Origin of the sequence: Streptomyces sp. RK62 (assembly GCF_018070255.1) — a bacterium.
In the GTDB taxonomy this organism is placed as follows: Bacteria; Actinomycetota; Actinomycetes; order Streptomycetales; family Streptomycetaceae; genus Streptomyces; species Streptomyces nigra.
In genome coordinates, this window is the sequence record NZ_JAGPYD010000006.1 from 1 (window position 1) to 13,624 (window position 13,624).

Annotated in this window: 8 protein-coding genes; 5 read left to right on the forward strand and 3 right to left on the reverse strand. The window is 68.5% G+C overall.

Annotated features, from left to right (window positions below; genetic code table 11):
• Positions 1 to 343: 343 nt before the first annotated feature.
• Together KBY32_RS12775 and KBY32_RS12780 are read right to left on the reverse strand one after the other, a co-directional pair.
• Entirely contained in the window at positions 344 to 511 is a 168-nt protein-coding gene (locus KBY32_RS12775; protein ID WP_165939570.1) for a hypothetical protein, read from the reverse strand.
• Positions 512 to 645: 134 nt separating this feature from the next.
• Positions 646 to 936: a hypothetical protein gene (locus KBY32_RS12780; protein ID WP_210980055.1), complete on the reverse strand. Its 291-nt coding sequence runs from the start codon at positions 934 to 936 to the stop codon at positions 646 to 648.
• Positions 937 to 1,112: 176 nt separating this feature from the next.
• Here KBY32_RS12780 and KBY32_RS12785 point away from each other — a divergent pair, with 176 nt between their 5' ends.
• The 4 genes from KBY32_RS12785 to KBY32_RS12800 all read left to right on the forward strand — a co-directional run bounded on the left by KBY32_RS12785 (position 1,113) and on the right by KBY32_RS12800 (position 10,794).
• Positions 1,113 to 1,655, forward strand: coding sequence for a hypothetical protein (locus tag KBY32_RS12785; protein ID WP_210980056.1), 543 nt, complete (start codon positions 1,113 to 1,115; stop codon positions 1,653 to 1,655).
• On the forward strand, positions 1,652 to 4,303 hold the full coding sequence (locus KBY32_RS12790) for a DEAD/DEAH box helicase (protein WP_210980057.1): 2,652 nt from the start codon (positions 1,652 to 1,654) through the stop codon (positions 4,301 to 4,303). Before KBY32_RS12785 ends, KBY32_RS12790 begins: the two co-directional genes overlap by 4 nt.
• A gap of 389 nt (positions 4,304 to 4,692) precedes the next feature.
• The gene (locus KBY32_RS12795; protein WP_210980058.1) at positions 4,693 to 9,441 is read left to right on the forward strand and encodes an ATP-binding protein; all 4,749 of its coding nucleotides are present in this window, start codon (positions 4,693 to 4,695) and stop codon (positions 9,439 to 9,441) included.
• Positions 9,442 to 9,561: 120 nt separating this feature from the next.
• Positions 9,562 to 10,794 (forward strand): hypothetical protein, encoded by a 1,233-nt coding sequence (locus tag KBY32_RS12800; protein WP_210980059.1) that lies wholly within the window; start codon positions 9,562 to 9,564, stop codon positions 10,792 to 10,794.
• A 355-nt stretch (positions 10,795 to 11,149) separates the two neighbouring features.
• Here KBY32_RS12800 and KBY32_RS12805 read toward each other — a convergent pair whose 3' ends face one another.
• Positions 11,150 to 12,856 carry a DUF4209 domain-containing protein gene (locus KBY32_RS12805; RefSeq protein ID WP_210980060.1) on the reverse strand — a complete coding sequence of 569 codons (1,707 nt, stop codon included), beginning with the start codon at positions 12,854 to 12,856 and terminating at the stop codon, positions 11,150 to 11,152.
• Between the two features lie 160 nt (positions 12,857 to 13,016).
• Here KBY32_RS12805 and KBY32_RS35955 point away from each other — a divergent pair, with 160 nt between their 5' ends.
• The gene (locus tag KBY32_RS35955) at positions 13,017 to 13,454 is read left to right on the forward strand and encodes a hypothetical protein (RefSeq protein ID WP_374224930.1); all 438 of its coding nucleotides are present in this window, start codon (positions 13,017 to 13,019) and stop codon (positions 13,452 to 13,454) included.
• Positions 13,455 to 13,624 lie beyond the last annotated feature (170 nt).

The following is a 13,624-nucleotide window of genomic DNA, read 5'->3' on the forward strand; positions in this document are numbered from 1 at the left end:
GCGGGTACCACATCGCTGCGCGATGTGCAAGCGAACACCCGCGCTGCGCGCGGGTGTTGCGCTCCCGCTCCGCGGGAGCGCTGGCTGACCGCTGCGCGGTCAGCACACCCGACCTGCTGCGCAGGTCGGGTGATGCTCCGTCCGCTGCGCTCCCGGAGCAGTGGGGGCTGCGCCCCACACGGTGCCTTCGCTGCGCTCCGGTCACCGCGTGACGCTTCGCGCCACACGGGCCGGCCCCGCTGCGCGGGGCAAGCAAACGGGCCTGCGGCCCGAGCGGCAGCATGGGGGCGGTTGCACCTGTCTCTCCGGCTGGCCCCTGCGGGTATTGGGGCTTGACGCAGGGTCAGCGTCTACGGGACCAAGTACTACCGATTCCCGCAACGTGCAGGGCCAGCGCGGTCAGCCCCAGGAGCATGACGTTGACTGACGAGAACGTGTGATTGGTGCTGATCTCGGCCGCGTTGATGAGGAACGCGATGAAGAACAGCACTGCCGCGACTATGCCGAGCATGACAAGCCCCTCTCATAGGAAGTGAAGCCCGTATGCCCGGCCCTCGCCCCCACAGACATGGGTGGCGCGCGTTCGAAGTCGCATGACTCGCCAGGCAGGAGCCTGGCGAGTCATGCGAGCACGCTGAAGGGTCCTCAGGCGTGGGCGTGGCGGGTACTCGCCTTGTGCGAGGCGGCGTGATGTGCGGGCCGGCCCGTCACGGGAACCGCGAGACGCCGCAGGGACAGGCCCGCGGTGACGAGGAGACCGGTGAAGACGGTGAGGAGCAGGACGGACACCCACATCTGCCGGCTTCCCGGTGACTGCCAGCCGGTCCAGGCCGCGGATGCCGCCCACAGCAGGGCGCCCACGGCGCAGAGGGAGCGGACGCGGTGCAGCTGCCGCACGGCCCGCAGGAACTGGATGCGTTCGGTCTTCGGTGCCATGCGGGCCCGTGTACCCCGATGTGCCACGACCATCAGGGCAGAAGGAATCTTGTGCAGGAGCTTTTCCGGGAGTCTCGCGCGTCTGCATCTCGATGTGATGCAGCATGTAGCATTGGCGTAATTCAGGGACATCCGGTGGGGAGCGGTTTGCGTGTTGATCTACGAGTATCTTCCGCATGAGCTCGTCCGGGCTCGGGGTCGTCGCGAAAGCCGCCGGACTCGATCGACACCAGGTGGCCGCGCAAGTGCGCTTGGCGCAGGAACGCGCCGGGTGTGCACGGGTGTGCCCTGCAGAGCCGCATCGCTTGAGCGAGCTGTTCATCGCTGAGTTGCGGCGCCTTCAGTGGGAACGGATCGCCGCTCTCGTGGACAGGGAGCGGATGGCCGCGTACGCGCCCTGCCACGACTCGCGTGCTGTCCGCTATGAAGAGCAGCGTCTGCAGCGGTTGATGACAGATGTGGCCGAGGCCGAGCGGTCCGGGCGCGCGGCTCCGGAGATCTCGCGTCATCGCATCTACCGGATCGATGCCCGGCCCACCGCCGACGGCTCCAGCCCGGCCATGCCTGCCCCCGCCGTCCACCTGATGGCGGCGTCACCCGATGAAGCAGCCGCGAAAGCCTGGGCCATCCACGGAAGAAACGGCGGCCTCTACCCACGCGGCGGATACCGGATTACTTCCGCCACGCAAATCCTTCCCGAGCCGGGAGAACTCTTTTGATCCAGCTCCGAGAACACCAGGTGGAACAGAAATCACGGTTCCGGAAATGGGTCGGATTCCCTGCAAGATCTGCTGTGCCGGCTGAGGGCGCGAGAGGCACGATCGTCTCCGCGACCGGATCAGGTAAGACGATCACCGCCGCCGCGTGCGCGCTGGAGTGCTTCCCCAGCGGCCGGATCCTCGTCACCGTGCCGACCCTGGACCTGCTCGTGCAAACCGCCCAGGCGTGGCGGACTGTAGGGCACCGCTCCCCCATGGTGGCGGTGTGCTCGCTGGAGAACGACCCGGTGTTCAACTCGCTGGGGGTGCGCACCACCACCAACCCCATCCAGCTCGCCCTGTGGGCGGGATCCGGCCCGGTGGTCGTGTTCGCCACGTACGCCTCCCTCGTGGACCGCGAGGACCCGGAGGACCCGTTCGGTCAGGGGAACGTCCGTGGGCCGCTCGAGGCTGCTCTGGCGGGCGGGGAACGGCTCTACGGGCAGCAGATGGCGGGCTTCGACCTCGCCATCGTGGACGAGGCCCACTCAACCGCAGGTGATCTCGGCAGGCCGTGGGCAGCGATCCACGACAACGCGCGAATCGCTGCCGACTTCCGGCTCTACCTCACCGCCACCCCGCGCATCCTCGCCTCACCCCGGCCGCAGAAGGGCGCGCAGGGCCAAGAGCTGGAGCTGGCATCGATGGGCCAGGACTCGCAGACCTACGGGCCCTGGCTGGCCGAGCTCGGACTGAGCGAGGCGATCGAGCGGGGCATCCTCGCCGGATTCGAGATCGACGTACTGGAGATCCACGACCCCTCCCCCGCCCTCGGGGAATCCGAGGAAGCGCAGCGCGGCCGGCGCCTGGCGCTCCTGCAGACCGCGCTCTTGGAGCACGCCGCGGCGTACAACTTGCGTACGGTCATGACGTTCCACCAAAGGGTGGAGGAGGCCATGGCGTTCGCGGAAAAACTGCCGGATACCGCAGCCGAGCTGTACGCCAACGACGCCTCGGACCATGACCTGGCGGCTGCGGACCGGTTGCCGAAGTCGTCGATCGGCGCGGAGTTCTACGAGCTTGAGGCCGGCCGCCACGTCCCGCCGGACCGGGTGTGGTCGGCGTGGCTGTGCGGCGACCACCTCGTCAGCGAGCGGCGTGAGGTCCTGCGCCAGTTCGCAGGCGGCATCGACGCGGCCGGGCGCCGGGTCCACCGCGCCTTCCTCGCCAGCGTTCGCGTGCTCGGGGAAGGCGTGGACATCACCGGCGAGCGGGGTGTGGAGGCCGTCTGCTTCGCGGACACCCGCGGTTCGCAGGTGGAGATCGTGCAGAACGTCGGCCGGGCGCTCAGGCTGAACCGGGACGGCAGCACTAAGGTGGCCAGGATCATCGTGCCGGTGTTCCTGGAGCCGGGCGAGGACCCGACGGACATGGTCGCCAGCGCCTCGTTCCGCCCTCTTGTAGCGGTCCTCCAAGGACTCCGCAGTCATGATGAACGACTCGTCGAGCAGCTCGCCTCCCGCGCTCTCACCAGCGGGAAACGTAAGGTCCACGTCCGGCGAGACGAGGATGGCCAGATCGTCGGGGTCGGCGGCGAGGGTGACGGCGAGGACCAGGAGGACGACACGCAGGCCGCTACTGAAGCGGCGCTGCTGCACTTCTCCAGCCCGCGCGACACAGCCACCATCGCGGCCTTCCTGCGCACCCGGGTTTACCGTCCCGAGTCCCTTGTGTGGCTGGAGGGCTACCAGGCCCTGCTCCGCTGGCGGAAGGAAAACGAGATCAACGGCCTCTACGCCGTGCCCTACGACGTTGAGGTGGAAGTGGGGGTCACGAAGGATTTTCCACTTGGGCGCTGGGTCCACCAGCAGAGGAAAGCGCTGCGGACAGGTGAACTGGAGGAGCGGCGCAAGACCCTGCTGGACGCGCCGGAGGCCGGGATGGTGTGGGAGCCGGGCGAGGAGGCGTGGGAGAACAAGCTCGCCGCGCTACGGTCCTACCGGCGGGCCATGGGGCACCTCGCTCCGCGTCAGGACGCGGTGTGGGGCGAGGGTGAGGCGATGGTGCCGGTCGGGCAGCACATGGCCAACCTGCGCCGGAAGGGCGGCCTGGGCAAGGGCCCGGAACGGGCGGCACAGCGCGCGAAGCAGCTGGCCGCAGTCGACCCGGACTGGAACTGTCCGTGGCCGCTGGACTGGCAGCGGCACTACCGCGTCCTCGCGGACCTGGTCGACGCCGACGGCAGCCTGCCCGACATCGCACCCGGCGTGCTGATGGACGGCGACGACATCGGCAAGTGGCTCCAGCAGCAGAAGCAACCAGCCGTCTGGACGCGGCTCCTGCCCGAACAGCAGGAGCGACTGTCCACGCTGGGCATCAAGCCCGCTGATGCGCCGTCTCCCGCCCCGACGGCCGGCCGTGCAGCGAAGGGTCCGAGCAAGGCGCAGCAGGCGTTCCAGCGGGGCCTGGCGGCCCTCGCGCAGTGGGTCGAGCGGGAAGGCCATCGACCTGTACCGCGCGGCCACGCTGAAGAGATCGTGGTCGACGGCGAGACGGAGCCGGTGGTCGTGAAGCTGGGTGTGTGGACATCGAACACCCGCGCGAGGCGGGACAAGCTCACCCCGGCGCAACTGGACGCGCTGCGGGAGCTGGGCATGGAGTGGGCGTGAAATGCAGGCCGACCGGCTGCCCTGCTCGTGCGCTTCCCGTACGGCATGCGTACGGGAAGCGCACGTATGCCGTACGGGAAGCGCACGCGACGCGGGCGTCAAGCAGAGCCCGCGCCAACTCGGAGATCAGCGTAGGCCCCGCCCCACGCATATGGACGCGGGCCAGCTGCCGCAGTTGGGAGCGGGCGGTCGCTGCGTATTTTGCCACAGAGAGACTCCCTGCGGCCGTGATCTACGGCCGCAGGCGATGCCGCAGCTTTCACAGGCTCTAATCGTCGCCTGTGCCATGCCCACGACACCGGCTGACTGGCGCGCTTGGCGTAAAGCGACTTGCTTCATGGAAACCCGTCGCGTCTCTATGATGACCGCAGCACAAGGGGGTTGAGCAGATGAGTGCGGATGCTGCCGCCAGAACAGATGCCGGCGGCAGCGCAGGTGCTGCCGCCAGAACAGATGCCGGCGGCAGCGCAGGTGCTGGCGGCTTCGACTATCAGGCGCGAGTGGCCGCCTGGTTCGCTGTCCGGGCGCTGGCGGGTACCGCGGCTGCGGGGGTACGCGGGCTGTACAGCGGCGCCATACAGGAGGTTTGCTGCGAGACCGGGGAGCCGGTCGACGACTGCCGTGTCCGGTTGGCGGATGGAGCGGTCCTGGCGTTGCAGGCCAAGCGGTCCATCACGCTCGGAACGACTACGGGCAGTGAACTGGCCAAGACCGTTGACCAGTTCGTCAGGCAGCATCTGTGGGCGGGGCACGAGACTGACCGACTGGTGCTGGTGACCACCTCGGATTCCCCCTCGACCGTCACCAAGGATCTCGCCGACGCCCTCGACCGCATCCGCGAAGCTCCGTCTGGTTCCAGCCTCACCGCCGGATGCAATGCCCGGCAGGTCAGGGCCTACACCACGTTCGTCAGTCATGTGAAGCGGGCGTGGAAGCAGCACACGGAGCCTGCAGTCGAGCCGAGCGATGCGCAGCTGCGGGTCTTCCTTGCCCGGTGCTGGGTGTGGGTGCTGGATGTTGAAGAGGGAAAGGACGGTGAGCGGGAGGCTCTGACTCTGCTGCGGGTGGCGGTGGTGGCTGGCACGGACCAGGCCGACTCTGCCTGGGACACCCTGCTGCGCGTGTGTGACCAGCTGTGCAAGAAACAGACGGGCATCGATCTGGCCGGGCTGCAGACCAAACTCACCGAGATCAAAGTCCGGTTGGCGACGATCCGGGACTTCGTGGCGGACGTGGCCCGGCTGACCGCACTGACCCGGCAGACACTAGCGCAGATGGACGGCGAGCTGACCGCGATTCCCGGCCCCCAGGGAGACGTCACGGTCAAGCGCGGGGTGGACGATGTTCTGTCCGTACAGGCGGAGCAGGGATCGTGCCTGGTGACGGGCGAGCCAGGCGCGGGCAAGAGCGCAGCCCTGCATCACCTGGCCGGCGCCTGGCATGCGGCCGGTCGTCCTGTGCTGTTCCTGCAAGTGAGCAGTCTCGCATCTCTCAGCGCCGGGCAACTGCAGGATGAACTGCATCTTGAGTATCCGCTGCTGGAGGCGCTGGGGCAATGGGCTCCCGGTGCGCAGGGTCTGCTGGTGCTGGACGCCTTGGACGCCGCCCGGTCTGGTACGGCGGAGCAGTTGTGGCGGCAACTGATCCGGCAGGTGCGCCAGCGACTCCCCCACTGGCGCGTGGTGGCCTCGGTCAGAACCTGGGACCTTGAGCATTCAGCCAGCCTGGGCTCGTTGATTCCCGGTGACGCGCTGGTGGTGGGCGACTGGGACGACGCCGAATTCGCGAAGATCCTTACCGCTGTGCCTGCCTTGGCTGAGTTGGTGGCGTCCTCCCAAGATCAGGTCAAGCGCCTGCTGCGTAACCCCTTCAATCTGCGGCTGGCTGCCCAACTGCTCCTTGAGGGGGTGGAGCCGGCCGACCTGCACGCTGTCGACAGCCGCCTGGACCTGCTGGGCCGCTACTGGAAGCAGCGTGTCAGCGGGGTGCCGGACGGCCCGCAGCGGTCTGCTTTCCTGACCGAGTGGTGTCAGGCCGCGGTCGCGGCGCGTCAGCTGGCCGTCTCCGCCCAGCCGCTGCTGGCTGGCAATACATCGGCGGCCGATGTGCTGAACGCCCTGCTGTCTGACCGGGTGCTGATGCCGGCCGCCGCATCCGAGATCGGCGCGGACAGCGGGCTGCTGGGGCCGGTGCAGTTCTCCCATCACGTCCTGTTCGACTACGCCCTCGCCCGCGCCTATTTCGGTGTCGGCAACAACGGTCTGGCCGGCCGTCTGAGTGCCGATCCGGATGCGCTGCTGTTCGCCCATCCCAGCGTGGACATGTATCTGGAACTGGCCTGGCGGCAGGGCCCCGCGACGTTCTGGCAGCTCGCCTTGAAACTGGCGGAAGCGCCGATGCCGCGGATGGCAGCCGCGGCGGTCGCCGGCGTGGTGGTGCGCTGCTGCCGCACTGCAGAGGCCCTGGTCCCCTTGCTCGACCAGGTGATCGCGGGCGCACCCGGGGCGCAACATCTTGCGCATGCGCTGGCTGTTGCCGTCTCCCTTGCCGTCAAGAGCAGTACCGCCGACGGGCTGGGGGTCTGGTGCGAGCTGACCGAACGGCTCTCGCAGCACTCCGTGGCAGCTCCCGGTGCCCTGCTCATCTTGGTCTGTGACCTGGCATCCGAGTCGTTGCCCGCGCCCGCGTTCGCGCAGTGCGGCCGGGCGGCACGAGCCCTCCTGGCCTATCTGTGGACGCTGCCCGTCGCCCTGCGTACCCGGCTGGCCATCACGGCAGTCGTCCACACCGCCTCCAGCGCCCCGCAGGACACCGCCGACCTGCTGCACCGGGCCCTGCAGCCCGGGCAGTTGGCGGAGCGCGGCCACAACGATCTCTTCGCCCTCACCCAGGACGTGCCCCGCCTGCTGCAATGCCTGCCGGAGCTGGTGGAAGACCTGTATGTGGATGTCATGAGTTACGACGAGGCATCCAGCGAGCCCACCCAGATGGGCTCGGGTGTGGTGCTGACGCTGGTGTCCACCCAACAGCAGGACTACAGCGCCAACCGCTACCAGCTGATCCAGCATTTCCCGGCGGTCTACCGCGCTGACGTCACCCGAGCTCTGAACATCCTGACCCGGCTCAGCCGCGCTGGCGCCGACACGGTTACGGAGCACACCGGTGAGGTGGCCGGCCGCGTCATCCGTGTGGCCGCCGACGACTCCCGCCTGTGGGACCTGGGCTCCTACCAGCGGCGCGACCTGGTCGCCCTGCTCGATGCCTTCCAGCAAGCCGTCACCACCACCGAACCCGCGCAGCTTGAGGGGCTGCTGGACGCGGTGGCGGCAGCCCCCCAGGCAGCAGCCGTGTGGCGGCGTCTGCTGAAGGCCGCCACAGACAACGCCGCCCTGGCACAACACCTGGCTTCTCCTGCCGACGCATTGGTCCGCACGTTCAACTTCCCCGACCTGCTTGCGCCCCTGGCCGGGTTGATCAGCGTCGTGCACCCGGCTCTCGCCCCGGACCAAGCTGGCCGTCTCGAGGACGCCGTCCGTGTGCTGAAGGGCACCGGCCCCGCGCAGGACGCCGCGTGGCCTGGATGGGCGGCGGATCCGTACCAGCTGCTGGTTGATGCGCTCTCCCCTGCTCACCTGGTCCACGCCGATCTCGCAGCCGACCAGTCCCCCGCTGTCGCCGACAGCGGGTACAGCGACCTGGCACCGGCCGCTCCTCCGGCCGCCGCCCCGCCTCCCGGCAGCGCAGACGAGCAGAGATGCCAGCAACTCATCGATCAGCTGCGGCAGTTCGTCGATGTACACCAGGCGACAGCACCGTCTGTCGACGCGATGGCCACCATCGAACCGGCCGTTCGGGAGCTCTTCGCGCTCGCTCGCTCCCAGCCGGAACCGGTGCGCCACCGCGCCGAGATTTTCCTGGCCCAGGCAGCGGAACGCTTCACCCGCCCTGCCCAGGCACCCGACGCTCCCAGGCACCTGGCTCGCGAGGTACTGCTGAGCATGTTGGCCCCACCGCAGCAGACCACTGCTCCCGACCAGCACTTCAGCGGGCAGATCCCCGACGATGCCTGCGGCTGGACCGCCACGGGCCTGCTGCAGCTGAGCCGCCTGCCCGGCTGGTACACGCCCGAGGTGAAGGACGCGATCCTCAGTCTGGCCGGGCACCCGGAACCCTGGGTCAGAATCTGCGTCGCCCGCAGCGCCTACAACCTGGCCCGGACGGACCCGGATACGGCATGGGACCTGTTGGACCGCTTCGCCGAGCACGAGTCCGACCCGATGCTCCTCAATGCCGCCCTGAAGGTCGCCTGCCTGCAACTCGGTGATCCCGGCAAGGGAATGAGTCTGCTGTCCCGGGTGGCCGCACGCGTCGAGCCCGACGATGCCCCCTGCTCCGTCGCAGCCTTCCTCACCGAGATCACCGGCTACCTGTGGGTGGACCGGGCAGTCCCCCAGGCCGCCACCGTCCTCACTGACCTGCGGGCGCGCTGGGAGGTGCGCACCGTGTGGGCCTCGCTCCTGCATACGCTGCGGGAGAGCGGCTTGCTGAACCATGATGATCAAGCCGTCCGGGCTCGTGCCCTCACCCTGATCACCGAGCTCGCCGAAGCTGCCCTCCCCGTGCTCCAGCAGGCCTACGCCACACCCTCCGAGCAGTGGGACAGCGCGGGCCAGGCCCGTATCAAGGACAGCGCCCGCCTGCTGGACGACATTGCCCTGCAGCTGTGCGCGGGGAGCGGAGCCACGGGCCACGACGGCTCACCCGCGACCGTGGAGCAGGTACGGCTGGTCGATGAGGCCGCTCCCGTGGTGGACCTGCTGCAGAACGCCTCTGTGCCCGGGGTCACGCACCATCTCATCCAGATGTACGCGCATGTGTTCGACGAGAGGCCTCGGCTGGCGCTGCTGGCCGTGCGTGATGTGCTCACCGCGCCCGGGGCGCCCGTCGTCTACGCATCCGACTCTCTGGCGCTGGACCTGTGTGTCTCCCTCGTGGAACGCGTCCTGGCCGATCACCGGGAGCTGCTGCGTATGCCGGAGTGTCTCACCGCGGTGCGGCAGATCTGCGACGTGTTTGTCGACGCTGGCTGGCCCCGGGCCCATCAGCTGGTCTTCGGCATCGAGCAGGTCTTCCGCTGACGTGCCGCACTGCAGGTGATCTACGACGTTCCACGTTGCCGCCCACAGGACTGGACCCACCCCGATTCCCCGTCAAAAAGCGACAGCCGGATTGTCAGTGGGCGGGTCTACTGCGCGCCCATGACAGACACAAGCAGCGCGGAGTCCGAGGACTCGCAGCCCGAAGAACCAGAGAACCACACCGAGGGCACCCCCTCCGGCACCCCGGCCCCGCAGGGCGAATCCTTCCGGTGGGCCCCGGGTGTCGACCCGGTCGACGTGACCGACCTGATGGGCGCCCGCGAGACGGTGCGCAGGGCGAGCGAGCAGATCACTGGGCAACTCACGTCCCTCAACTCGTTCAAGAACCGCTTGGACGAGCTGTTCGTAGGTCTCGCGAAGGCGCGCGTTCCCCTCTCGATCCCGGCGGTAGACCCTGCCCTGCTCAAGCATGTGCGGGACGTCGCCCGGATCAAGATCGACGTGCCGACGTTGGACCCGGGCCTGCTGAAGCAGATGCAGGACATCGCCCGCATCAAGGTCGATGTGCCGGTGTGGCATGCGAGCCTCGCGAAGCAGATGCAGGAGGCCGCCCGCGTCAAGGTGCAGGTGCCGGACTTTGACTTCGGCGTCGATCTGGGGCGCATCCTCGCCGACAACCGCTCGCGCTGGCTGGAGGCCATGCGGGGCTTCGCTGAGGCGATCAAGCGGGTCATCCCGGAGAACCTCCGGGACCTCTCCACCGATGACCTGCAGAAGGTGTTTCAGGTCAACGACGAGGACGGCACCTCGCTGGCCTGGGCTCCCCGCTCCGCCATCGTCGCGGAGTTGCTCCAGGCCGAGGAGGTCGAGGCGCGCAGTGCCGTCTTCGTCGAGAACGCTGCAGCGATCGCCGACGACATCGACGTCTCGCTAGCCACGGTCACGGTTGCCGACCACGGGGACCTGCGCTCCATGCTGCTGGAGGCGACCGCGGCGATCCGCCACGGCCTGTACGGGCCGGCTCAGGCGGCTGCCGCGGCTGTCGACGTTGTCGTCAACGTCCACATGATGCGCTACTTGGAGTGCAGCGGCAGGGAGAGCAGGAACCAGACCCGCAGCCACTTCCACCCCATCAAGCTCGATGAGTGGGAAGACGCGACACTCCCGGACGTCGAGTTGGTCCTTGTCGGAGCTGGTATCGCAACGATCTTCGAGAGGTGGGGCGACGGCTATGGCAGCACATCCTTCAACCGGAACGGCACCGCGCACGCTGCCGGCGGCCATGCGTACTCCCCGGCGCATGCAATCCGCGCGGCGCTGATCGCACATGCTGCTCTCCGGTGGATCGACGAGGCCATCGTCCACGAGCAGCCGCTGGATGACGCAGCCTGACCTGCTGTGCTACTGGGTGCGCCTGGGTTCTGCTCCTCGCGGGCGCACGCAATCATGCGACTGCCAGTCGTTCCAACTTACCTCCTGCTGCGCCCGGGACCGGGCTCTGGCGCTCACCCCAGCTCCACACGCATCCGATGCGGCAGGGGCTCGCTCACTCGCCATGACCACTCCACAACACCTGAGCCGGAACCACTTCACGTGAACGAAGCCAGGCGGCCGATCGGAAAAGGCCGCAGCGTCTGGTGTGTGGGGAGAAGGTACAGCCGATGATGCTTGTGCCGAACAGGGCTGCCGACTCGCCGAGGCCATCATCCCGCTGCCCCCGTCGTTTTTGAGCTCGGCCTGAACCTGTTCAAGGGGCGGGCTGTGCAAGGGGCGCGGGGGTTCGGTGTCCGTGGGCGTGGCTGAGCAGGTACAGCGCCGCCTGGAGGATGAGCGCGACGCGATGCTTGGGCGGGGTGTCGATCAGGCCGTGGCAGATGTCGTTGCGTAGGTTCATGCCGCGGTCGGGGTCGACGAGGAGGAGTTCCAGGGCTCTGCTCCAGTCCGCGGGATACCCGGCGGCCGGCATGCTGCGGATGAGTCCGCCCAGTTGGTCGACGGTGCCGGGGGTCCGCCCCTTGGCCGCGGACACGATCGGCACCCGGGGTCGCAGGAGCTGTCTGAGGATCTGCTCGACCTGGGGCAGGGCGATGCACGCCGCCGCATCGAGCTCCTCCAGCCAGAAGTACCCGAAGGCGTGGGCGAGGGTCCGGGCGCGCGGCTCGGGCAAGACAGTGTCGTGGGCCAGGGCGGTGATCAGCTCGGCCTCGTCGGGTACGAAGCGCTCTTGGATGCGGTCGAGCTGATCGGCGGTGAGGTGCCCGAGGAAGTCCATCGCGAGGACCTGCAGCGCGACGACGTGGTTGTCGTCGGCGTCGACGGGCGGGGTGACTTGGACGGGTCCGGCGGTGTTGATGCGCGTGCGCGGAATCCGCAGCAGCCCTTCGAGTATGTCCGCATCGTCGGCGTGCTCGCGCATCGCCGGATGCACGTCCTGCGTGGTTCGCCACAGGGCGTCTCGCAGATCCGCGGCGGCGTCGATATGCGCTCGCGCCCCGGCGGACAGTCCTCGCGGGGGGATGATTACGCGGCGGATCCAGGTCCATCCCAGAGAGTCCGGATCGGTCTGTTGCAGGGCCATCTCGGCACGCACCCTCAGTTCGGACAGACCCCGGTCCCGTGCTTCGGTCGCGGCCCAGGTCAGCAGGTTATGCCGACGGAACCCGGCGTTGACGTCGGCGTCGGCGGCGTCGAGGAGGGCATCGACGATCGCTGTGTCGATGTCGGCTCCGCGGGAGGCGGGCGCCACCTCCTGCAGCAGCTTGAGGAAGTCGACATGAGCGTGCACATCGTCGGTATGACGACGTGCGGCGCGCTCCGCGAAGTCCGTGATGTCGTAACGCTGAAGGCGCAGTCCTTCCAGAAGGCTACGCACGATCCCCGGCTCGTCCTCGGGGTCGGCCAGGACTCGTTCGATCAGGGCAACCATGTCCTCAGTAACGCGCTGTTGCAGGTCGGGCTGGTTGAAGGCCCGGGCGAGCTCACCGGCCCAGCGCAAGCACTCGGTCGCGCGTGCCAGGCCGAGGAAGCGCTTCGGAGCGGCGAGCAGAAGCGGTGCCGCGTCCAGATACCCGACGGCTGTGCTCCGGGCGTGATCGAACTTGCGGCCGTGTCCTGCGTGTGACAGCAGATGATGAAGGCGGCCTCGGACGAACGGGGCACTCACCGCATCGGCGTAGGCGCTCCAGATCTCCAACGTGTCGGTCGTGACCTCAGTCAGGCTTACAGTGCGCCCCTTGAGCAAGTCGTCGGGGAGCGTCCCGGTGAAAACCTGTGCCTTCCCCGTCCCGGACAGCCGGAGTCGCAGCGCGGCGACCAGTGCATCACGCTGCTGTGCGGCGGCCGTGGTCGTATCGATGTCCGCGGCCGCGAGCATGACGGCGATGGCCTCATAGGAAACGGCGTCCTCCGCCGCTTGAATGAGGGCGCCGAGAACACTTGGTTCAACCTGCGGCATGGGAGCCTCACTTCCGTCGTCGCCAGTATCGGCGCAGCTCCGGACCGGACCCACCGATTTTCTCCGGTCCGGAGCTACTCAGGCCCGAGACGTGCTGCGGCTGATCAGGTGTGCGCTGGCAATCCGGGATGCCGAGGGGGAGGAACTGATCGCGCAGGGGATGCTCCCGCGTCCGTACGTGGAGCGCCGCCAGGTTCTCCTGGACGTGCTCGCCGACGCCGGTCCGTCGATCGTGCCGGTGTGGTCGACCACGGACCTGGACGAGGCCCTGCTCTGGTACGCGGCGCTCGAGGGAACGGGCGTGGAGGGGATCGTGGCGAAGCCGCTGCGAGGGGCCTACAAGACGGGCCGGGTGTGGGCGAAGATCCGGCATGCCGACACCGTCGACGCGGCCGTGGTCGGGTTCACCGGCAGCGCCCGGCACCCTAAGGCGCTCACCGTACGGCTGCCCGACGGACGGGGGCGCTGTCCCAACGGCCGACCACGGCCCTGTCCTCGGTCGTTGCCCCGCGGCTGGTTCCCCAGGCCGGGCGGGCGTTCACGAAGGCCGGCGACTCCTACACGCCCGCCGGGGGGATCACCGTGGTGGAGGTCGTAGCGGGTACGACCCGGCACGCGGTCGTCACGGTCACCCGGCTCCGCAGTACGTGAACCGGTTCCCCGTCAGTCATCCTCGAGTCGGCATCCGCATTCTCACTCCCGAGGACTTCGCCACCATCGCCGTCGACCACCTGTCCGAAGGCTGACGGCGGATCGGGGTCACCACTG

Coding starts and splice junctions, on each gene's coding strand:
- KBY32_RS35955 (WP_374224930.1), top strand. CDS start 13,017: ATGCTCCCGCGTCCGTACGTGGAGCGCCGCCAGGTTCTCCTGGACGTG.
- KBY32_RS12775 (WP_165939570.1), bottom strand. CDS start 511: ATGCTCGGCATAGTCGCGGCAGTGCTGTTCTTCATCGCGTTCCTCATC.
- KBY32_RS12785 (WP_210980056.1), top strand. CDS start 1,113: ATGAGCTCGTCCGGGCTCGGGGTCGTCGCGAAAGCCGCCGGACTCGAT.
- KBY32_RS12800 (WP_210980059.1), top strand. CDS start 9,562: ATGACAGACACAAGCAGCGCGGAGTCCGAGGACTCGCAGCCCGAAGAA.
- KBY32_RS12780 (WP_210980055.1), bottom strand. CDS start 936: ATGGCACCGAAGACCGAACGCATCCAGTTCCTGCGGGCCGTGCGGCAG.
- KBY32_RS12795 (WP_210980058.1), top strand. CDS start 4,693: ATGAGTGCGGATGCTGCCGCCAGAACAGATGCCGGCGGCAGCGCAGGT.
- KBY32_RS12805 (WP_210980060.1), bottom strand. CDS start 12,856: ATGCCGCAGGTTGAACCAAGTGTTCTCGGCGCCCTCATTCAAGCGGCG.